The organism is Rhodopseudomonas boonkerdii, assembly GCF_021184025.1.
GTDB lineage: Bacteria > Pseudomonadota > Alphaproteobacteria > Rhizobiales > Xanthobacteraceae > Tardiphaga > Tardiphaga boonkerdii.
Genome location: NZ_CP036537.1, coordinates 5,384,120 through 5,405,156, shown reverse-complemented (window position 1 = coordinate 5,405,156; position 21,037 = coordinate 5,384,120). Strand labels below are relative to the sequence as shown.

Sequence of the window (21,037 nt, the reverse complement as noted above, 5' to 3'; positions counted from 1 at the left end):
CGCTCTTACTCTGCTGCCCGCGCCATCGGCATGCCGCGGCGGCTGTGGTCGCGGCTGATCAGCAGCATCACTTGGGCCGAGGCATCGCCGAGCAATGCGCGATAGCCGGTGATGCTGCGCACCAGCGCGTTGTAGATCATGACCGCAGGGATCGCTGCGACGAGGCCGAGCGCGGTGGCCAGCAGCGCTTCCGCGATGCCGGGCGCGACGACGGCAAGATTAGTGGTCTTGGTCTCGGCGATGCCGATGAAGGCATTCATGATGCCCCAGACGGTGCCGAACAGCCCGATAAAGGGCGACGTCGAGCCGATGGTGGCGACGATGCCGGTGCCGCGGGCGATACGCCGCGCCATCGCGCCTTCGACACGCTCCAGCCGGAGTGCGATGCGTTCCTTGAAGCCGTCATCGAAGATGCCATGCGAGAGTTCGGTCTCGCGCACGGCTGTGTGGATCAATTGCGCGACGGCGTCGCGGGCGTCGGCGCTTTCGCGTTCGACTTGCCGCAGCGAGGTATCGCTTTCCAGCATTTCGAGACGGCGATTGGCGAGGCTCGTCTCGCGGCGCAGCTCGATGGTCTTCGCAAGCCACACGGTCCAGGTGACGAGCGAGGCGCAGGCGAGGCCGATCATCACGGCCTTCACCACGATATCGGCATTCTGGAACATGCCCCAGGGGGAGAGGTTTGCCGGCAGCAGCGCCTCGGCACCGGCGGCGGAAGCCGGCCCGACGGTGAGCGTCGCAAGCGCAGCGGCGACAAGGAAAGTGGAGCGGGGACCGGTCATCGAGGCTGCATTCCGTTGGTCGTGGTGAATGGCGGAGCGGGCCGGACCATATCGTCCGGCACCGGGGATGTCGCCACCGCGGCGACATGTTCAGAGCGAAACTGGAGCGATTCCAAGGTCATGACGGCTAAAATCGCAGGGTCGTGAACAACCGGACGCCAAGGCCGGGCTGCAACACCTCGGCTTTCTTGAATGAAATGTGGTTGCGGATGCGCTCGTCGAGCAGGTTGTCGCCGACCACGCCGAACGTGATGTCGCGCAACCCGCCATCGATTTTGGTGAAGGTGTGCGTGTAGCTCACTTCCGCTTTCAGCAGATTGTAGCCGTTGGTCGGCGTTTCATATGCTGCGATGTCGTCCTGCGTGAAGGCATGCAACAGGCCGAGCCGGGCATACCATGCCGCGCTGCGCCACCAGATGCCGCCACCGACACGCATTGGTGCGATGCGCGGCACATTGCTGCCATCGGCAAAAGTGGCGCGCACCACGTCGAACTGTCCATCGAGGCCGAGCATACCGTCATGGACGGGAGCCACATCGAGCTGCGCCAGCAACTCGGCACCGCGGAAATTCGCATCGCGCTGGCCGTAGGCGACCTGCATCAAGGGACCTGTTTCTCCGCAGCTGGCGAAGACGTCAGTACAGAAATTGCCGGTGAGCTGCTTGTAAATAAAATCGAGATAGCGCGTGTAGTAAATGCTGGCCTCAAAACGGAACTGACCGGTGGTGCGCTTCAGGCCGAGTTCGACTGATTCCGCGGTCTCGATTTTCAAATCTGGATTGCCAATCACAAAAGTACCCGAGGCGCCGTCCGAGCCGCGCGAAAACAGTTCGGGTGCAGCCGGCGCGCGTTGGGTGCGGCTGGCATTGACCGACACCACCATGTCCCATGGCAACGACTGAAGCAGGCCGAAGCTGAAGCTCATCGGTGTGAAGTGTCGCGTCAGTGCGGTTTCGGTGAACGTATCCGGCGGTGGCAGGAAGTTGGCGGGGAAAGTCGCGGCTGTACCGGACACGGATAGTGCTTCGACGCGGCCTGCGGCCTGCAGTTTCAGCGTGTCGGAGAGCTGCAGTTGCTCGAAGGCGAAGCCGCCGACGGCATCCGTATCGGTCGGCGCCAGCAGGCCGCCGAGTAGGCCGGCAGTGCCGAGCTTGCGATTGCTGGCTTGAATGCCCCAGCTGCCGGTGAGCGCACCGAGCGGTGTCGATACTGCCGCATGGTCAAGTTCGAAGCGGCCTTCGATCTCCTTGTTGGTGATGGTGTTTTGCAGGCCATCGACACCATCGTCGCCGATACCGAGTTCCTTGTGCTTGTAGTTGCTGACACCCACGGCGAAACGGATTGCATCGATCTTGTCGTTCGGCGCACGCCATTCGCCTTTTGTCGTCCACTTGGTCTGTTCGAGACTGATCCGCGTGCGGCTTTCGGATTCGGCAACACCCGGGATGTGATAGAGGCTGGTGATGTGCTGGATGGCAGTGCCGATATAGCCGCCGTCGAAAATATAGGAGCCGCCGATCGCCTGCCCTTCCGATTGCTGGCGCGTATTGGCCTGCACGCCGCCGCCGGGAATGCGATAGTCGCCGGCGCGACGGGCGAATGCATCCACGTGGATGGCGACATTGTTGCCGCTCGCGTCCAGGCTCGCAGCGCCATCGGCACTGCTGTCCACGGATGAACCGCCGCTCTTGATCTTGGCTGCGAAGCCACCTGGCACCAGCGCTTCCGGAATGCGATTGTTGACCGCATTCACCACGCCGCCAATGGCCTGGTTGCCGTAGCGGAGCGTTGCGGGGCCGCGGATCACCTCCACTTTGTCGGCGGTGAGCGGGTCTACCGGCACCTGATGGTCCTGACTGAAATCGGAAACGTCCTGGCTGCCGACGCCGTTTTCTTGGATGCGTACGCGATAATCGTCGAGGCCGCGAATATTCGGCCGGCTCGCCCCCGGGGCGAAGGTCGAAGCTGCGATTCCGGGCTGGGTCGCCAGCAGATCGGCCAGCGAGGACGAGGCGGCGCGTTGCAGCATATCGCCGGAGAATTGCGACGTGGATTGAAAGGCGTCGGCCTCCTTCTTCTCGCGCTCGGCCGTGACGACAATCTCCGACAGCGCCTCTTGCGCGAGGGTGCTGCCGATACTCGCCCCAAGGATGCAGGTAGCTCCCGAAAGCGCCGCCGCCGATGACCAATTCCTCAAATTCAAACCCACGTCGCCCCCAACTCTACCTGCAAATGCTAATGCGAACTAATCGCAATAAGGCAGGCGAAGTTGCCCCTGTCAAGCACGACCCGGGTTGCTGGCAGTTTGACGTGCGGTCGCGGAGCGCAAGCGACGTCCCGCCAGACCGGCGGAACCTTCGTGCGTGTTTTCTTGTTAGTCGGCCGTGGATATGACGCGCGACAACCGGAGCACCCTGTGCCGGCGGGCATTTGGTGGCTCTTGTTTTGGGCCTGTCCGCCCGTCGCCTTGCTGCGGAAGCCGGGGAGGCGGTTGCCCATGCCTGCCGGACCACGCGATATGAGCGGCGCAACTGTAACCGCACCTGACGGCTTGCCCGCGCAGGGGGCGCGGGTGATCGAGACGGACATTCCAGCGCGCCTCGACAATCTGCACTGGAGCGGATTTCACACCCGGGTTGTTCTTGCGCTTGGCATCACGTGGATTCTCGACGGCCTCGAAGTCACGCTGGCCGGCGCCTTATCCGGGGCGCTCAAGGACGATCCGGTTCTCAAATTCAGCAATCTCGATATTGGCGTTGCCAGCAGTGCCTATCTCGCCGGCGCCGTGATCGGCGCGCTCGGCTTCGGCTGGTTGACCGACCGCATCGGCCGGAAGAAACTGTTTTTCATCACCCTCGCGCTCTATCTCTCCGCGGCTGCCGCCACCGCCTTCTCGTGGAATCTCGCGAGTTACGCGCTGTTTCGCTTCCTCACAGGTGCGGGCATCGGCGGTGAATATACGGCGATCAATTCAACCATTCAGGAACTGGTGCCGGCGCGCTATCGCGGCTGGACCGATCTGGTCATCAATGGGAGCTTCTGGCTCGGCGCCGCCATGGGCGCCGTTTGTGCGATCGTGCTGCTCGATCCCGCCGTGGTGTCGCAGACTTATGGCTGGCGCATCGCCTATTTCACCGGCGCGGCCATCGGTCTCGTGGTGTTGTTCATGCGCATGTGGATTCCGGAAAGCCCGCGCTGGCTGATGATCCATGGCCAACCGGAGCGCGCCAAAGACATCGTGCGGTCGATCGAAGCCTCCGCGCATCAGAAGGTCTCGCCCGCGGTGATCGCCTCGCTGCCCAGGATTAGGTTGACGCAGCGCGATCATACGCCGTTGACGGAGGTGGCAAAAACGCTGCTCCTGTCCTATCGCCAGCGCTCGTTGGTCGGTCTGGTGCTGATGGCGGCGCAGGCATTCTTCTATAATGCGATTTTCTTTACCTATGCGCTGATCCTGACGGATTTCTACGGCATCTCGCCCAGCCATGTCGGCTGGTATCTTCTGCCCTTCGCCGCGGGTAACTTTCTTGGACCGCTGCTGCTTGGGCGGCTGTTCGATACCGTCGGCCGCCGCGCGATGATCGCCTTCACTTATGGCATGTCGGGCATTCTGCTCGCCATTTCCGGCTATCTGTTTTCTATTGGCGCCATGAGCGCGCAAACACAGACCATTGCGTGGATGGTGATCTTCTTTTTTGCTTCGCCCGCCGCCAGCGCCGCGTATCTGACTGTCAGCGAGACCTTTCCTATCGAGGTCCGTGCGCTGGCGATCGCGTTGTTCTACGCCATCGGCACCGGCATCGGCGGCATCGCCGGTCCGGCGCTGTTCGGTGTGCTCATCGATACCGGCTCGCGTGGCAGCGTGTTCGCGGGTTATCTTCTTGGCGCAGTCCTGATGATCGTCGCGGCGGTCGTCGGCTGGCGCCATGCCATCGCTGCGGAACGCAAGCCGCTTGAATCAGTTGCACGGCCGCTGGCCGCGACGGAGTGACATTATGACCTCACCGCAGAACATCATCGAAATTGCCATGGACGACGCGCCACCCGCAGCATCGGCGATCTTCGATCATGTGAATGTCAAGCTGCCGCACCTCAGCGAGTGCGCGCTGCTGCTGGATATCGACGGAACGTTGCTCGATATGGCACCAACCCCGCGCGAAGTCTGGGTGCCGCCGGATCTCGCCACGCATATGGGCAAGCTGCTGCAGCGTACGAACGGTGCGCTTGCGCTGGTGTCCGGACGCTCGATCAACGATATCGATTTGATCTTTGCACCCCAGCAATTTCCTGCGGTCGGCGGCCATGGTGCCGAGATGCGACTCGCGCGCGATGTCGAATCCGTCGCCGCGCATGCGCCGCCGATGGACAAGGAATTGAAGCGCCGTCTCGCTGCCATCGCCAAGCTCAGCCCCGGCATTCTGCTTGAAGACAAGGGCTATTCGCTTGCGCTGCATTATCGCCTTGCACCGCATGCAGAGAAGGCGATTTATGACGCGGTCTCTGCGATTCGCGCCGATCTGCCGAATGCGCCGATGGAAATCCTGCCCGGCAAGTTCGTCTGCGAGATCAAGCATTCCGGATTCACCAAGGCAACCGGAGTGATCGAACTGATGACGCATGAGCCGTTCAAGGGCCGGCGTCCCATCTTCATTGGCGACGATGTCACCGATGAAAGTGTGTTCGCCATCATGCCTGGCATGAACGGCCTTGCCTTCTCTGTAGGCCGCCATGCGCAAGGCGTTGCGGGCCACTTCGCAGAACCTCGCGATGTGCGTGCATGGCTCGGACGACTTCTCATCGACGATGCGAAGATCGCATAATCTGCATCGCGCGGCCGCGTCGTTATGTAGCGACAGAGCATCTTGAATAAGCCGGGTTCCACCGGTGCTTGCCCGAATTTGGTGTTATTCGGGTCGAATGGCGGCCAGGAACCATATTGATGAACGAACGTTTATCATAGGCTTGGGCTAGCCATCAGGAGGGAATCTTGTGAATCTCGTCGTCGTCTCAAATCGTGTCTCTCGCGCTTCGGCCAACGAACCGATGACGGGAGGATTGGCAGCAGCATTGCTGCCCGTGGTGGAGAAGTCGGGCGCGATTTGGGTTGGTTCCTCCGGTCGTTTGCGCGAGGGCGCGCAGAAAGAACCGTTCGCTGAAATTGAAGCACTCGGCGCGGGCGCGCTGGCGATGCTCGATCTGCCGGCTGCACATTATGCCGGCTATTATGAAGGCTTCGCCAATTCGGCGCTGTGGCCCGCGCTGCATTCCCGCACCGATCTGATCCGCACGTCGCTCGATCACTATCAATCCTATCGCGAAGTAAATTCGTTCGTTGCGCGCGCGCTGCTCAAGTTCCGCAAGCCGGATACGGCGTTCTGGATTCAGGATTATCATTTCCTCGCACTCGGCGCAGAGTTGCGCGAGCTCGGCGTAACGCATCCAATCGGCTTCTTCCTGCATACGCCGTGGCCGACTCGCGATGTCTTCAGCGGCGTGCCGCATCATCGCGAGCTGGTCGAGGCGATGCTCGCTTATGATCTGATCGGCTTCCAGACCGACTCCGATTGCGACAATTTCCTGTCCTATGCGGAGAGCGATCTCGGTCTTGTCGTTTCCGCCGGCACGGTGCAGTCACGTTACGGCGCATCGCGCTGCGCCGTATTCCCGATCGGCATCGATCCGGCCAAGTTCGCCGCTTTCGCTGCGAAGTCGTCGTCTCATCCCGACGTGTCGCGTTTGCGCCGCAGCCTGAACGGCGAGAAGCTCGCCATCGGCGTCGATCGTGTCGATTACTCGAAAGGCTTGATCAACCGCATCGAGGCGTTCGATCGGATGCTGACGTTGCAACCGCAGCTCAAGCGTTCGGTCTCGCTGCTGCAGATTGCGACATTGTCGCGCGGCAATATCGAAGCTTATGGCGATCTGCAGAATCAGCTTGCCAAGCTGGTCAGCGACGTCAACGGCCACCACGGCGAGGTGGACTGGACGCCGATCCGTTATCTCAACAAGGGCTTCAGCCAGACCGTTCTCGCCGGTCTCTACCGTGCCGCGCATGTCGGCGTGGTGACGCCGCTGCATGACGGCATGAATCTGGTGGCGAAGGAGTATGTCGCTGCCCAGAACCCGGTGGATCCGGGCGTTCTTGTGCTGTCGAAGTTCGCCGGGGCGGCGAATGAGCTCGACACGGCCTTGCTGGTGAATCCGCACGATATCGATGGCATGGCGCGCGCTATCGCGACCGCAGTCTCAATGCCGTTGCTTGAGCGCCGGATGCGCTGGGAGGCCATGATGGTGAAGCTGCGCGCCGGCACGATTCAGGAGTGGTTCGGCGATTTCGTGCATGCGTTGCGCGAATCCCATGCGCTCAACGATTCCGCGCAGAACGACAATATCCCGGGGGAAACGCCCGTGGTCTGGCCGGTTCATTCGGTCGCCTCGACGGCGGCGACGTCCCGCCTGCACTGAGATACGCCCGTCGACAGGGTTCATCTGCTGCGCGGACACCCGCGCAGTACGGAAATGCCCATGTTTTCCATATAATTGCGAAAAATCACCGATCCTTGGCGGGGGTCTCTTGCAAATCGGCCGTGCAGCCGTCATGAGAGGCGCACTGGGGAGGTGGCCGAGTGGTTGAAGGCGCACGCCTGGAACGCGTGTAAACGGGAAACCGTTTCGAGGGTTCGAATCCCTCTCTCTCCGCCATCCCGGAACCCTTCTGGGCACGCCGACCGCCGCCGATGCCCGCACTTGGCCGGCAATAAGCGTCCTTAGCAGCTCCGTCTTCGATCCCATGATGCGGATTGCGTCGTCGGCGACCTCGACACGCTGCGCCAGCGAGCGCAGATGATCCCGCCGATAGCCGCCCTCCGTGCCCCGGATGCGCTCGCGGGCGCGGCGCGCAAATCCCCGAATCATGGCGGGGGTGATGGCGCTGTGGCCGGGGCTGTCGAGCAAGGCTTGCGCCCTGTCGGCGTCGGCCCTGGCCTGATCGCGGATGACCTTGAGGCCGGCGATCCGTTCCTTGAGCGCCGGGTCGTCAAGATCGGCGACGCCCGCCTCGATGGCGTCGTAAAGGCGCTTGAGCCGCAATTCCGATTCGGTCGCCCGCCGCTCCAGTTCGGCGATGTGCTGCCGGCGACGCTCGGCCTGATCGTCACGACGGCCGAGAACGGTGCCAAGCAATTCCTCCAGCCGGTCGGGATCGAGCAAGCGTTCCTCGATATGGCCGACCACCATGCGGTCGAGCTTGTCCATCGGGATCGCACGGCCCTTGCAGCCGGTTTCGCCCTGCCGCGCCTTGATCGAGCACGCATAGTAGCGATAGCGCCCGCCCTTGCCGGTGCGGATGGTCATGGCTCCACCGCAATTGCCGCAATAGCAGATGCCCGTCAGCAGCGTCGGCCCGATCACGACGCGCGCCGGCAACTCGACCTTGGGATTGCGGGCCTGCAAGAGCTGCTGCACCGTGTCGAACGTCTCGCGTTCGACCAGCGCCGGCACCTGAACGGTGATAACCTCGTCTTCGGGCTTCACCTCGCCCTTTTTGGAGCGGCGATTGAACCGATGCTCGCCGATGTAGGTGCGCCGGGTCAGGATGCGGTGAACCTGCCCGATGCCCCAACGCCCGCCGTCGCGCGTGAAGATGCCCTTGCCATTGAGATATTTGACGATGGCCTTGACGCCCATCTGGCCGGACGAGCCTGCGCCCTCCAGCGCAAGCCGGTAGATGAGCCGGATCGTGTCGGCGTGCAGCGGGTCGATTTCCAGCTTCTTCTTGACCTTCGCGCCGCGCTGCTCGGCCGCGACCACGCGGTAGCCGATGGGCGGCAGCGAGCCGTTCCAGAAACCTTGCCGGGCGTTCTCCTTCAAGGCGCGCAGGACGTGCTTGGCATTCTCCTTCGACTGGTATTCGTCGAATAGCGACATGATCCGCCGCATCATGTCGTGGATCGGATCGTCGCCAAGCTCCTGGGTGATGGAGACGAGCTTGACGCCATTCTTCGCCAGCTTCCGGTAGTAGTATTCCATTTCAAATTCGTCGCGGAAGAAGCGCGAGAAGCTGTGAACCACGACGACATCGAACGATGCCGGCTTCGCGGTGGCAGCCTCTATCATCCGCTGGAACTCCGGGCGGCGGTCGTTGGTGGCGCTGTTGCCCGGCTCCACGAATGTTTCGACAAGCTGGTAGCCGCGTTCCTGGCAATACGCCTCGCCCTGGCGCTTTTGGTCGGGGATCGACACGTCATGCTCGGCCTGCCGCGTCGTCGAGACGCGCAGATAGAGGGCGGCGCGCAGCGCGACGTTTGGATTGTGGACGATGGGACTATGGACGTTCATTGCCGGCCTCCTGCCGCCTTGCGCGGCCCCGCGCGCTCGGTCAGCGGCAGGTCTAGTTCTAATCGGTCGTGGATCACCTTGGGCGCGAGCTTGCGGCCGTCGCCCTTCTCCATGCGGATCAAGCCGTAGCTGGCCATCCGTTTCAGGGTGCGTGACAGGTTGGATTTCGCCCGGCCGGTGATCTCGGCCAGTTCCTCCAGCGAACCCGGCGCTTGCTCGTCGATGACGCGCAGCAACTCCCGGTTTCCCATCGAAAGGATTTGCGCGAAGGACTCCATCGACGGAAACCACACGTTCGGATCGCCAGGCGAAGGCTTTTCCTCGCCCCTGGCAATCCGCATGGTGCGGGCCTTCATTTCTTCGTAGTCGGCAATCCCGACTTTCAGTGTCGTCATATCACGCCTCGCTCCTTCAACACCGCATCCACCGCCCGCCAGAAGTCGGCCAGCAGCGTGGCCGCGTCCTCGTAGGCGTAACGCTTCACGGTCTGGTGGCGATGCCGATGGTCCAGCGGCTCGCCGCGCCTGCCTCGGCCGACCGGATGGGCGTTGTCGAAGCCGACCAACCGTTCGCCCGAAGGCCCGTGAAGCGTGAGCGAATAATCGAGGCCGTGCGGCTTCTCCGGCGATGCCGGAACGCGGGTTACGATGAACTTGACCCAATGACCGCCTGCGGGATCGACGACGAGCACTTGGCCATCGAGGTCGAGAAGCGTGTCAAGGCTCGGATCACGATCCTCGCTCATGGCTTTTCGTTATCATCAGAGGATAACTTTGTCAAGCCGGGTACGGCTGGAAGCGGGCCGAACATCTCGTCGAAGACATCGGCGAACCATCGCTCGAACACCTGAACCTCGGCCTCGGTGATCGGCACCTTTTCCGGCCAGTCGTCGATGACGGGCAGCTTCTCCACGTCGAAGGCATCGGGCGAGCTGGCGCGCGGCGAACTGATGCGCGGTGCGGGATCGTCGTCATAGTCGTAAAGGTCATCGGGAAGCGTGTGCGGAGCCTGCCTGCGCGGGCGGCCCCTATGGGCGTGGCGGCGTTTCGCGGGCATGGAATCCTCCGTGGTTCGCTGCGGGATTCCGGGCGGTTCGAAGCCACGGAATTAGGCGAAGCATGGAGGGGGATCGGCGGCCCGTAGCGTGCCGCATTCGCGCTGTCGTGCTGGCGGCACCCCTTTCCCGGTGGACGCTGAGGCGGCCCCTATGGTGATGGTGGAAATTGGCCCATTGCGGTTCCGGCGCTGGTAGGAGAAAGATATTTCATGCGGCGTTGCAGGAATCGTCGCGAAACTCTCGCTTGAATCGGTAGCTTCGCCGCTTTTATCGAAAGCAAGAATTTGAACAGCATTCGGGAAATCCTCGAAACACAGCAGGTCAAAATCTATTTCGGCGCGGTCGTTCTGGCTGCGATAATCGCTTTGCTCGTTCCGGGAACGACCGCGCTAGAGAGCGCCGTGAATCCGGCGCTGGCGCTGATGCTGTTCGTCACCTTCCTGCAGGTTCCCCTTGCCGACCTCGGCCGAGCCTTCGCGCGCGTCCGGTTCCTTGCGGCGTTGCTCGTGACAAATTTCGTGGTGGTGCCGATCCTCGTTGCGGTCCTCGTTCAATTCCTGCCGGCCGACCCGATGTTGCGCCTTGGCGTCCTGTTCGTCCTGCTGACGCCCTGCATCGACTATGTTGTGACGTTCTCGCATCTGGGCCGCGCCGTTGCCCGGCTGCTGCTGGCGTCCACGCCGGCGCTGCTCATCCTGCAAATGGTGCTGCTGCCGGTCTATCTCGGCTTCTTTCTCGGGGCCGATGCGGCGAACCTCGTGCAGATCGGGCCTTTCGTTCATGCCTTCGTCTGGCTGATCGCGGTTCCCCTCGTGCTGGCCGCCCTCGTGCAGATATGTGCAGGCCGCAGCCGGGCGGGAGAGCGTGTTGCAACGGTTCTCGGGGTCTTGCCCGTCCCGGCGACCGCTCTCGTTCTGTTCGTCGTCATCGCCGCCGTGGTCCCGCAGCTCGGGCCGGCGATCGACGGCGCGTTGCGCGTGCTGCCGGTCTATGTCGCCTTTGCGATCCTTGCGCCCCTGATCGGTTGGGGCGTCGGCCGGCTGTTCGGCCTTGAGGCAGCGGCCGGCCGCGCGATCGCGTTCAGCGCCGCCACCAGAAATTCGCTCGTAGTATTGCCGCTTGCTTTCGCCGTGTCGGGTGCGGTGCCAATCCTGCCGGCGATCATCGTCACGCAAACACTGGTCGAGCTGATAAGCGAATTGATCTACATGCGGCTGATTCCGAAACTTGGAGCGGCCAAGCGATCAACGGCTTAGACGTTGCAAATACGTTCGCGAACGTCGGCGTTCCCGCCATGTGCCAAGTGGCCGGTCAAGTTTGTGCGATCAATCCCGTCCGGCCGCGCGCCGTGCCTTCGCAAACTCCCGATCCGTGGCGATGAATCTTTCGAGCATCGGCACAATGAGCTTCATGGGATCGGTGAGCGGCTGGCCTGTCTGGCGGGCGAGGATTTCGGCATAGGCGACAAGATCGCGATGGAGCGGCGCGGGCAACTCCATCGTCACCTTGACGGGCTTGTCGTCGGGGATCGCGCCGAGTTTCAGTCTGGTCATGGTCAGCTCCGGTAGGGTTCGAGCACAAGGTCGCGTGTGACCACGATCCTGACGGGGAAGCCCGGCCGGATGGTGAGCGTCGGGGCGACGTTGAGCTGGCGGCGAATGATCTGCTGGCCTGCGTCGTTGATGGTGTCCTGGCCGCCGTTGCGGATGGCGCTCAACAGCCGGTCCTCGTCATTGACAGCAAGCTCGGCTCCAACGGAGAGCAGCGTCGAGAGGCCGGCGGCCTTCGCCAAATCCCACCAATGATAATCGACGCCATCCTCCAGCCCGGCATAGCCCTGGCTGTCCGCGCCTGGCTGTCGCTCCAGCACGATGGATCGGCCGTTCGGCAGGATGAGACGATTCCAGACGAGCAGCACGCGGCGCTGGCCGAATTGCACGTTGTTGTCATACTGGCCGATGATCCGCGTGCCCTGCGGCACGAGCAGGATGCGGCCGGTTGGACTATCATAAACCGGCTCCGTCACCTGGGCGGTGATCTGCCCCGGAAGATCGGAACGGATGCCGGTGATGAGCGCGGCCGGGATCACGGCCCCGGCCTGGAGCACGAAAGGCGATGCCGGAGCCGTGATGCGATCCGCCGATGTGGTGCGGCGATCGACGGGCGCATTGAGGAAAGCAAGCTGCTTGTCCTGCGCGGTCTGCTGGCCGGGCTGCCCTGTCACGCCAGCAAGGTCGAGGCCGGGAAGTCCTGGCATGGTCGCGCCGCCCGGCGTTGCGGCCGGGCTTCCGGCGCGTGCCTCGGTCTGGAAGAACACGCGGCTGGTGCGTGCGGCTTCTTCCTCGGCAAGCCGGCGTTCCTCGGCGCGATCCACGGTCGGCGCGGTGATCGTCGGCGGCACGACCGGCTGGCCCCTGTTCTGCGCGTCGAGGATCGGACGGCCAAGGTCGCCCGGCAGCGGCGGGCCGAGCACCGGGCCGGTGTAATCCTTCGGCAACCCGGCGAGGCCATCGGCAGGCTGGCGGTTGGAAGTCAAATAAAGCTCCTTGCCGTCATTGCCAGGCGCGCGGGTCTGGAGCGCATAGATCAGCGTTCCTCCGATCCCGACGAGCGCGACAGCCGCCGCGCTGGCGAGCACCTTGCGCGACAAGCGGGTGACGCGCGGCGGCTCCGCGCGAAGCCGCATCGGGGCGGCGGTGTTGGTTTCGGTGTCGGTCATTATGATGGCCTCCCGTCCGTGCGGACAATCCTGACGGTCTGCTGGCTCTTGCCGCCGCCAAGGCGCAGCTCGGCCGCGCCGAACAGGCGATCCACGATCAGGATGTTTTGATAGATGCGGCTGTTGGCGATCTGCGCTTCGCCGCCCGGCCCGATGACGAAGATGGGCGGCATCTCGCCCTGCACGATGCCGCGCGGAAACTCGACATAGACCCTGCGGCCATCGTCATAGACTGCGACCGGCTTCCAAGGCGGATTGTCGCCGGTCAGGCCATAGCGGTAGTTGCGCGCCGCGGCGGCCGGAATAACCGGCGTTGCCGGAATGCTCGCCCGCTGCCCGGCTGGCGGCTGCGGATAGGCCCAGGCCACGGCGGGCATATAGGGCTTCTGATCCGAGCGCAGCTCGAGCATGTAAACGCGCCGGTCGGTGGTCACGACAAGGTTCGTCGTGATGTCCGGCCGGGACGGCTTCACAAGGATATGCACGCGGCGCGTGACGCCGGAGCCGGATTCCGTGTCGCCGATGATCCAGCGCGCCGTGTCGCCGGCCGCAATCGGTCCCGCGCCGGTCAGGCTCTCGCCCGGCTCAAGCGCAATGTCGGTGATCTGGCCGGGCGCGGCATAGACCTGATAGAGCGCGCCGTCGCTCCAGGGATAAATCTGGATGGCGTTGTAATAGCCTTCGCGGCGCGGCTGCACGCGGGCGGCGGCGTTGGCGTTCTCGACGCGGGCGAGCGGCGTGCCGGCAGCCGCGCCCCCCTTGGTCGGGGTCCAGGCTGGCGGGATATGCAGCGGCTTCGGCGTCGTGTCGGTGACGGCAGCGGGCACGGCCGGCAAAGGCGGCACGTTGGCGTCGTAGCTGATTTGTGGCGGCTTATAGGTTGCGCAGCCGGCGAGCGCGGTCGCTGACAGCAAGACAGCGGCAAATGCGGGTTTGCGGAAACCCTTGCTCATTGCGCCATTTCCTTCGACCACGAAATTGCGTTGACGTAGATGCCGAGCGGGTTGGCTTTCAGTCGGTCGGCGTCGCGCGGCGGCTGGATCACGATGGTCAGGATCGCGGTCCACCGCTCCGTCGAGGCGAGCTTGCCGTCTTCATAGTGCTGCTCGGTCCAGGCGACGCGGAAGCTGTCGGGCGAGGCACGGATGACGCTCGACACATCGACGGACACCTGTTGCTTGCCGACTTTTGCGAACGGGTCGTTGGCGCGCGCATAATCGTTGAGCGCCGCCGCGCCCTGGTCGGTCGTCCATTCGTAGGCGCGAAGCCAGTTCTGCCGGACAATGATGGGATCGGCCGGGATGCTCCTGACCTGCTCGATGAAGCGCGCCAGATGCCACGCCACTTGCGGGTCTGTCGGCCGATAGTCGGCGGTGGCCGGCGCGACGGTTTGCGCCTGGCCGAGCTTGTCCACTTGAACCACCCAGGGCACGACAGTCCCGCGTGCGGTCTGCCAGACAAGGGCGGAAGCGAAGCCCGCCGTCAGGAGCAGGCTGCCGAACGCCATAGTGCGCCAGTTGCGCGCCTGGACGCGAGCAGAACCTATCCGCTCGTCCCAAACCTGCGCGGCGCGCTGATATGGCGTTTCGGGTTGTGGGGTCTTGCCGTAATGCACGGCGGGTCGTTTGAAGATGCTCATGTGCGGTCGCTTTCAGAGAGGTTGACGGAAGAACTGGAGGCATGGCCGTCGCCGGAGCGGACGGCGTGCGCGGCCGTCTGGACGGCATGGGCGGTGTGCCCGCCCTGTCGCATTCGCTGCGCCCAGCCGGGCCGCGCGCCAGTGGCCTGCGAAGATGCGGCTTCGGCCGAGCCGCCAACCGTGCCAGCGGTCGATGTGCCGCCGGTCGCGCCGAACCCGGCCTTCACACCATCCGAGAAGCTGGACTTGACGCTTGCCGTCGCCCGGCGCAGCGGCGATGTGGCCGCGCTGCCTGCGGCGCGCGCTACGCCGCCCAGGCCGGAAGCGACGCCAGCCGCGCCGGAGTGGCCGAACGAACCAAGGCTATAGGCGGCGGATGCCGCGCCGGCTGTGGTCGCGCCACCGCGCACGGCGGCTGCACCTCCCTTTGCGGCAAGGCCGACTGCACCGCCTGCGGCAAGGGCAGCGCCGCCAACGGCAAGGCCGGTTCCGACCGCCGCGCCCGCGCCAAGCTGCGGCCCGCCGCTGACGAGGCCGGACGCGATGCCGGGACCGAAAATGCCAAGGCCGACGAGCGACAGCGCCGCGAGCACGATGGCCATAGCGTCGTCGATGCTCGGCGTCTGTCCGCCGAAGCCTTGCGTGAATTGCGAGAACAGCGTCGAACCGATGCCGACGATGACAGCCAGCACCAGAACCTTGATGCCGCTGGAAATGACGTTGCCAAGCACGCGCTCGGCCATGAAGGCGGTCTTGCCGAACAGGCCGAACGGGATCAGCACGAAGCCCGCCAGCGTGCTCAATTTGAACTCGATCAACGTGACGAAAAGCTGGATGGCGAGGATGAAGAACGCGAGGATGACGAGCGCCCAGGCGAACAGCAGGCAGGCGATCTGTATGAAGTTCTCGAAGAAGGCGACCCAACCCATAAGGTCGGAAATCGAGTCGAGCAGCGGCCGGGCAGCATCGAGGCCGGTTTGCGCGACCTTGCCGGGCCGCATCAGGTCTGCGGCCGAAAATCCCGTCCCGCTCGCTTTCAGGCCCAGGCCGGCGAAGCTATCGAAGACGATCTTCGCGAGGCTGTTCCAGTTGGAAATGAGGTAGGCGAAGACACCGACGAACAGCGTCTTCTTGACGAGCCGGGCGAAAATGTCGTCGTCCGCGCTCCATGACCAAAAGAGCGCGGCCAAGGTCACGTCGATGACAATGAGCGTCGTGGCGATGAACGCCACCTCGCCGCCGAGAAGGCCGAACCCGCTGTCGATGTAGCGGGTGAAGGTGCCGAGAAAATTGTCGATGACTCCCGCGCCGCCCATGCGTCACCGCCCTTCCGGGGCGGCCGGCGCGCGGGTCCGGCCGAGAAAGCGGTCGCGGGTTTCGGCCCATACGCGCAGGCATTCCGGGTCGTCGGCCGCCTTTGCCCCAAGCTGCTGGCATCGCCGCTGCCCTTCGCGCAGCGGATCGCGGTCGGGTTGGATGAGACGTGTCGGCGCCTGCGCCAGTACGTCTTCCTTGCGCGTCATTTCGATGGCCGTCGCCGTGATGGCGATGGCGACGAACACGATTGCGCCGATGCGCGCCAGCAACTTGCCGTCCATGCGCTCGCCCTCAATTGCCGTTGTTGAACATCTGCGCGTTGCCGGGCTGGTAGCCGCTGCCCGGCGTCAGGAAGCGGCGGCGCTGCTCGCGTCCCTGTTCGGCGGCTGCCGCTCGTTCCGCTTCGGTCAGCGCGCTCGACCGGCCATTGGCCGCGAGAAGCGCGACAAGATCGGAAAGCTGCTGCGACTGGAGCGCGAGAATCTGATTACCTGCCTGCGTCGCCTGGAGCGCGCCGGTCGCGCCCTGGCTCTGGCCGACAAGCGCCGACATCTGCGTGCGGTTGCTGTCGATGTTGCCGACGACGCCGGCCTGAACGCGCATGGCGTCCTGCAGGCCGCCCACGGTGTTTTTCCAGCGGGTGCGAGCATCGGCGACAAGCTGCTGGTCGCTCGCCGACATCGACACATTGCCGTATTGGCTTTGAAACGCTTGGTCGATCTGCTGGACGTTGAAGGCGATGTTCTGCGCCTGGCTCAAAAGTTGCTGCGTGCGCTGGACGTTCTGCTGAATCTGCTGGAGCGCCGAAAACGGCAGGCTCGCCAGATTGCGCGCCTGATTGATGAGCATCTGCGCCTGATTTTGCAGGCTGGTGATCTGGTTGTTGATCTGCTGGAGCGCGCGTGCGGCTTGCAGCACATTTTGCGCGTAGTTGGTCGGGTCATATACGATCCATTGAGCGGCAGCCGGCGGCGCAAAGACGGGGAAAACGGCAAGCGGCGCGGCGAGCATGGACGCGGCCATGAAGACGGCGCGCGAACGAAAACGACGAATGGTCATGGATAGGACTCCTTTTCGGTTTGGGGGATGAGCGTCGAGAAGCCGGGGAGAAGATCGACGGCCCAACCGACATCGCGGGCTGCGAGCCACGCGGCGAGGAAACCGTCGCGGCCGTGGTCGGCGACGATCTGCGCAATGAGCGTCTGGTCGGATTTTGAGGATGCGGCGCAGAGCGCGAGGCCGACTTCGGACAGGCCCAGCTCGAACAGGCGATTTCCGCGCCGCGACTGGCAATAGTAATCCTGCTTGGGCGTCGCCCTCGCCAGAATCTCGATCTGCCGGTCGTTCAATCCGAATCGCCGATAGATGGTCGTGATCTGCGGCTCGATGGCGCGTTCGTTCGGCAGCAAAAGCCGCGTCGGGCAGCTTTCGATGATCGCGGGCGCGATGTTGCTGCCGTCGATGTCGGACAGGCTTTGCGTGGCGAAGATGACGCTGGCGTTTTTCTTGCGCAGCGTTTTGAGCCATTCGCGGAGCTGGCCGGCGAAACCCTCGTCGTCCAGAGCAAGCCAGCCTTCATCTATGATGAGCAGCGTCGGGCGGCCGTCGAGGCGGTCGCCGATGCGATGGAACAGGTAGGCGAGCACGGCGGGCGCGGCCCCGGTGCCGACAAGCCCCTCGATCTCGAACGCTTGCACGTCCGAACTACCAAGGTGTTCGGACTCCGCGTCGAGCAGCCGGCCGTATGCGCCGCCGACGCAATACGGCCGAAGGGCTTGTTTCAGGTCGTTGGACTGCAACAGCACCGCAAGGCCGGTGATGGTGCGTTCCCCGACCGGCGCGGAGGCGAGCGAAGTCAGCGCCGTCCAGATATGTTCCTTCACCTCCGGCGTGATCGCGATGCCTTCGCGCATGAGGATCGCCACGATCCAGTCGGCCGCCCAGGCGCGTTCGTAGGTGTCGTGAATGCGCGCGAGCGGCTGGAGCGAAACGGAGGCGTCCGAACCTTCGGTCAGGCCGCCGCCCAGGTCGTGCCAGTCGCCGCCCATCGCGAGCGACGCGGCGCGGATCGAACCGCCGAAGTCGAACGCGAAAACCTGGCTTCGGGCGTAGCGCCGGAACTGGAGCGCCATGAGCGCGAGCAGCACGGACTTACCCGCGCCGGTCGGGCCGACGACGAGCGTATGGCCGACATCGCCGACGTGAAGGGAAAACCGGAACGGGGTCGAGCCTTCGGTCTTTGCATAAAGCAGAGGGGGCGCACCGAAATGCTCGTCCCGTTCCGGCCCCGCCCACAATGCAGAAAGCGGAATCATGTGGGCGAGATTCAAAGTGCTGATGGGTGGCTGCCGGACGTTCGCGTAGGCGTGGCCGGGCAAGCTGCCGAGCCATGCGTCAACGGCGTTGACCGTCTCGACCATCGCCGTGAAGTCGCGGCCCTGGATGACCTTTTCGGCCAGCCGCAATTTCTCATCTGCGACGCGCGGGTCAGCATCCCATACGGTGATGGTGGCCGTGACATAGGCCATGCCCGCCACGTCCGCCCCAAGCTCCTGCAAGGCCATGTCGGCGTCGGCGGCCTTGTTCGCCGCGTCCGTATCGACGAGAACGGACGCCTCGTTCGTCATCACCTCTTTCAGGATCGCGGCGATGCTTTTGCGCTTGGCGAACCATTGACGGCGGATGCGGGTCAGCAGCCGCGTCGCGTCGGTCTTGTCGAGCAGGATCGCGCGCGTGCTCCAGCGATATGGAAACGCCAGCCGGTTCAAATCGTCGAGCAGGCCGGGCGTGGTCGCGGTCGGAAATCCGATGATGGTGAGGACGCGAAGATGCTGGCCGCCAAGGCGCGGCTCCAGCCCGCCGGTCAACGGCTCGTCTGTAAGCAGCGCGTCGAGATAGACCGGCGTTTCGGGAACGCGGACGCGATGGCGTTTCGTCGAGACGCAGGAATGAAGGAAGGTCAGCGTCTCGCTGTCGTCGAGCCATGCACATTCCGGCATGAAGCCGTCGAGCAAGGCGAGCACGCGGTCGGTGCGGTCGATGAAGGCGCGCAGCACTTCATGCGGATCGACGCCGGATTGCTCCCGGCCCTCGTAAAGCCATGTCTCGGCGCGAGCGGCTTCCTCGGCCGGGGGCAGATAGAGGAAGGTCAGGAAATAGCCCGACACGAAATGCGTGCCGGCTTCCTCGAAACCGGCTTTGCGCTCGGCGTCGAGCAAGGCCGATGCGGGATCGGGAAAGGTGCTGTCGGGATAGGTCGCGGCTTCGCTGCGCTGCGCCTCGACGAAAATGCTCCAGCCCGATCCGAGACGGCGGAAGGCGTTGTTGATGCGGCCGGCGACGGCGACCAGCTCGGCCGCGACGGCGGAATCCAGATCGGGACCGCGAAAGCGCGCCGTGCGCTGAAAGCTGCCGTCCTTGTTGAGAACGACGCCTTCGGCGACGAGCGCCACCCACGGCAGAAAGTCGGCAAGCCGGCTGGCGGTGCGGCGATATTCGGCAAGGTTCATCATGGCCGTGCCCTCACGCTGCAAGGTTCGCGGGGATGCGCAAATGGCGGCGGCCAACCTCGACAAAGAGCGGGTCGCGCTTCGCCGCCCATACCGCTGCGAAATGGCCGATGGCCCATATCGCCAGCCCGACAAGCCAGAGGCGCAGGCCCAGGCCCACGGCCCCGGCCAGCGTCCCGTTCATGATCGCGATGGAGCGCGGTGCGCCGCCGAGCATGATGTGCTCGGTCAGCGCCCGATGGACGGGAATGGAAAATCCCGGCACCGCGTCGAGTTGTTCGAGGACGGCCGCCATCAAACGAGCGCCCCGCCGCCGAACGAGAAGAACGACAGGAAGAAGCTCGACGCGGCGAAAGCTATCGACAGGCCGAATACGATCTGGATCAACCTGCGGAAGCCGCCTGACGTGTCGCCGAACGCCAGTGTCAGGCCGGTGACGATGATGATGATGACGGCGATGACCTTGGAAACCGGCCCTTCGATGGATTGCAGGATTTGCTGCAAGGGCTGCTCCCACGGCATCGACGAGCCGGACGCATGGGCGGCCGGGGCCGTGAGCAACGTGACGGTCACGAAAGCCGTGGCTGTCGCGAGGCGGTGACGGATATGCGAGACGGATTGAATCATTCGGGTTCTCCTGTGCTGGCGGGGGTGATGCGGTAATCGCCGTCCGGCCCCAGCCCTTCGACGCGGGCGAGTTCGGCCAGCCGGCGCGCGGAACCGCGACCGGCGAGGACGGCAACGAGGTCGATGGTTTCCGCGATCAGGGCGCGCGGGACGGTGACGACAGCCTCTTGAATGAGCTGTTCAAGGCGACGCAGCGCACCGATGCCGGTGCCGGCATGGATGGTGCCGATGCCGCCCGGATGGCCGGTGCCCCAGGCTTTGAGCAAGTCCAACGCTTCCGCGCCGCGCACCTCGCCGATGGGGATGCGGTCAGGACGCAGGCGCAGCGACGAGCGCACAAGGTCGGAGAGCGTCGCCACGCCGTCCTTCGTCCGCATGGCGACGAGGTTGGGCGCGGCGCATTGCAGCTCGCGCGTGTCCTCAATGATGACGACGCGATCCGCGCCCTTCGCCACCTCGGCAAGCAGCGCATTGGTCAGCGTGGTCTTGCCGGTCGATGTGCCGCCCGCGACGAGGATGTTTGCACGCGACGCGACGGCCGCGCGCAACGTCGCGGCCTGGTCTGCGGACATGATGCCTGCCGCTACGTAATCATCGAGGTTGAACACCGCGACGGCGGGCTTGCGAATGGCGAAGGCTGGTGCTGCGACGACTGGCGGCAAAAGCCCCTCGAACCGCTCGCCGCTCTCCGGCAGCTCGGCCGAGACGCGCGGGGATCGCGCGTGAACCTCCGCGCCGACATGATGTGCGACGAGCCGCACGATGCGTTCGCCATCGGCGGGCGACATCGTTTCGCCCGTATCGGCCAGCCCTTCGGAGAGACGGTCGATCCAGATACGGCCGTCTGGATTCAGCATCACCTCGACCACGGCCGGGTCTTCGAGGAAGCGCGCGATGACTGCGCCGAGCGCGGTGCGCAACATGCGCGCGCCGCGCTGGATCGCTTCCGGCTTATGATGTGTGGTGGTCAATCTCGGCCCCATTTCCTGACGGGGCGCAATTGACGGTCCCCGCAACGGGGCTGATTAAGAGAGGCGGAAGTCGGACCGA

The 21,037-nt window shown here is 64.2% G+C and carries 20 protein-coding genes, 1 tRNA gene and 1 pseudogene; 5 read left to right on the top strand and 17 right to left on the bottom strand.

Going from position 1 to position 21,037, the window contains the following annotated elements:
- Positions 1-5 precede the first annotated feature (5 nt).
- Both exbB and E0H22_RS24830 read right to left on the bottom strand, forming a co-directional pair.
- A complete protein-coding gene (exbB, locus tag E0H22_RS24835; RefSeq protein ID WP_233023587.1) occupies positions 6-782 on the bottom strand; it encodes a tonB-system energizer ExbB in 777 nt (258 codons plus the stop codon).
- 127 nt (positions 783-909) lie between these two features.
- Complete coding sequence (locus tag E0H22_RS24830) at positions 910-2,991, bottom strand: TonB-dependent receptor (protein WP_430715185.1); 2,082 nt, start codon at positions 2,989-2,991, stop codon at positions 910-912.
- A gap of 309 nt (positions 2,992-3,300) precedes the next feature.
- Here E0H22_RS24830 and E0H22_RS24825 point away from each other — a divergent pair, with 309 nt between their 5' ends.
- The 4 genes from E0H22_RS24825 to E0H22_RS24810 all read left to right on the top strand — a co-directional run bounded on the left by E0H22_RS24825 (position 3,301) and on the right by E0H22_RS24810 (position 7,484).
- Positions 3,301-4,773: an MFS transporter gene (locus tag E0H22_RS24825; RefSeq protein WP_233023585.1), complete on the top strand. Its 1,473-nt coding sequence runs from the start codon at positions 3,301-3,303 to the stop codon at positions 4,771-4,773.
- 37 nt (positions 4,774-4,810) lie between these two features.
- The gene (otsB, locus tag E0H22_RS24820; RefSeq protein ID WP_233026542.1) at positions 4,811-5,602 is read left to right on the top strand and encodes a trehalose-phosphatase; all 792 of its coding nucleotides are present in this window, start codon (positions 4,811-4,813) and stop codon (positions 5,600-5,602) included.
- Positions 5,603-5,771: 169 nt separating this feature from the next.
- Positions 5,772-7,247 (top strand): trehalose-6-phosphate synthase, encoded by a 1,476-nt coding sequence (locus E0H22_RS24815; protein WP_233023584.1) that lies wholly within the window; start codon positions 5,772-5,774, stop codon positions 7,245-7,247.
- 147 nt (positions 7,248-7,394) lie between these two features.
- A tRNA-Ser gene (locus tag E0H22_RS24810) sits at positions 7,395-7,484 on the top strand.
- 576 nt (positions 7,485-8,060) lie between these two features.
- Here E0H22_RS24810 and E0H22_RS24805 read toward each other — a convergent pair.
- From E0H22_RS24805 to E0H22_RS24790, 4 genes and pseudogenes are all read right to left on the bottom strand, one after another.
- Positions 8,061-9,119: pseudogene (locus tag E0H22_RS24805) on the bottom strand (recombinase family protein); the annotation flags it as partial.
- Complete coding sequence (locus tag E0H22_RS24800; RefSeq protein WP_233023583.1) at positions 9,116-9,514, bottom strand: HVO_A0114 family putative DNA-binding protein; 399 nt, start codon at positions 9,512-9,514, stop codon at positions 9,116-9,118. The gene E0H22_RS24800 and the pseudogene E0H22_RS24805, both read right to left, overlap by 4 nt.
- Positions 9,511-9,864: a toxin-antitoxin system TumE family protein gene (locus E0H22_RS24795; protein ID WP_233023582.1), complete on the bottom strand. Its 354-nt coding sequence runs from the start codon at positions 9,862-9,864 to the stop codon at positions 9,511-9,513. Before E0H22_RS24795 ends, E0H22_RS24800 begins: the two co-directional genes overlap by 4 nt.
- Positions 9,861-10,175 carry a hypothetical protein gene (locus E0H22_RS24790; RefSeq protein WP_233023581.1) on the bottom strand — a complete coding sequence of 105 codons (315 nt, stop codon included), beginning with the start codon at positions 10,173-10,175 and terminating at the stop codon, positions 9,861-9,863. The genes E0H22_RS24795 and E0H22_RS24790 overlap by 4 nt, the downstream gene beginning before the upstream one ends.
- A gap of 285 nt (positions 10,176-10,460) precedes the next feature.
- On the opposite strand from E0H22_RS24790, the gene E0H22_RS24785 reads away from it, so the two are divergent.
- A complete protein-coding gene (locus E0H22_RS24785) occupies positions 10,461-11,432 on the top strand; it encodes an arsenic resistance protein (RefSeq protein WP_233023580.1) in 972 nt (323 codons plus the stop codon).
- 69 nt (positions 11,433-11,501) lie between these two features.
- Here E0H22_RS24785 and E0H22_RS24780 read toward each other — a convergent pair whose 3' ends face one another.
- The 11 genes from E0H22_RS24780 to trbB are packed head-to-tail and all read right to left on the bottom strand — an operon-like array spanning position 11,502 to position 20,970.
- A complete protein-coding gene (locus tag E0H22_RS24780) occupies positions 11,502-11,729 on the bottom strand; it encodes a DUF2274 domain-containing protein (RefSeq protein WP_233023579.1) in 228 nt (75 codons plus the stop codon).
- A 2-nt stretch (positions 11,730-11,731) separates the two neighbouring features.
- A complete protein-coding gene (locus tag E0H22_RS24775) occupies positions 11,732-12,895 on the bottom strand; it encodes a TraB/TrbI/VirB10 family type IV secretion system protein (RefSeq protein ID WP_233023578.1) in 1,164 nt (387 codons plus the stop codon).
- Positions 12,895-13,848, bottom strand: coding sequence for a P-type conjugative transfer protein TrbG (trbG, locus tag E0H22_RS24770; RefSeq protein WP_233023577.1), 954 nt, complete (start codon positions 13,846-13,848; stop codon positions 12,895-12,897). Before trbG ends, E0H22_RS24775 begins: the two co-directional genes overlap by 1 nt.
- Entirely contained in the window at positions 13,845-14,534 is a 690-nt protein-coding gene (trbF, locus tag E0H22_RS24765; protein ID WP_233023576.1) for a conjugal transfer protein TrbF, read from the bottom strand. The genes trbG and trbF overlap by 4 nt, the downstream gene beginning before the upstream one ends.
- Positions 14,531-15,850, bottom strand: a complete 1,320-nt coding sequence (gene trbL / locus E0H22_RS24760) for a P-type conjugative transfer protein TrbL (protein ID WP_233023575.1) — start codon at positions 15,848-15,850, stop codon at positions 14,531-14,533. The genes trbF and trbL overlap by 4 nt, the downstream gene beginning before the upstream one ends.
- A gap of 3 nt (positions 15,851-15,853) precedes the next feature.
- Entirely contained in the window at positions 15,854-16,132 is a 279-nt protein-coding gene (trbK-alt, locus tag E0H22_RS24755) for a putative entry exclusion protein TrbK-alt (protein WP_233023574.1), read from the bottom strand.
- A gap of 10 nt (positions 16,133-16,142) precedes the next feature.
- A complete protein-coding gene (gene trbJ, locus E0H22_RS24750) occupies positions 16,143-16,910 on the bottom strand; it encodes a P-type conjugative transfer protein TrbJ (RefSeq protein ID WP_233026541.1) in 768 nt (255 codons plus the stop codon).
- Positions 16,907-19,363: a conjugal transfer protein TrbE gene (trbE, locus tag E0H22_RS24745; protein ID WP_233023573.1), complete on the bottom strand. Its 2,457-nt coding sequence runs from the start codon at positions 19,361-19,363 to the stop codon at positions 16,907-16,909. The genes trbJ and trbE overlap by 4 nt, the downstream gene beginning before the upstream one ends.
- A gap of 10 nt (positions 19,364-19,373) precedes the next feature.
- A complete protein-coding gene (locus E0H22_RS24740) occupies positions 19,374-19,655 on the bottom strand; it encodes a VirB3 family type IV secretion system protein (protein ID WP_233023572.1) in 282 nt (93 codons plus the stop codon).
- Complete coding sequence (locus E0H22_RS24735) at positions 19,655-19,987, bottom strand: TrbC/VirB2 family type IV secretion system protein (RefSeq protein WP_233023571.1); 333 nt, start codon at positions 19,985-19,987, stop codon at positions 19,655-19,657. Before E0H22_RS24735 ends, E0H22_RS24740 begins: the two co-directional genes overlap by 1 nt.
- Positions 19,984-20,970 (bottom strand): P-type conjugative transfer ATPase TrbB, encoded by a 987-nt coding sequence (trbB, locus tag E0H22_RS24730; protein ID WP_488267561.1) that lies wholly within the window; start codon positions 20,968-20,970, stop codon positions 19,984-19,986. Before trbB ends, E0H22_RS24735 begins: the two co-directional genes overlap by 4 nt.
- Positions 20,971-21,037: the final 67 nt, after the last annotated feature.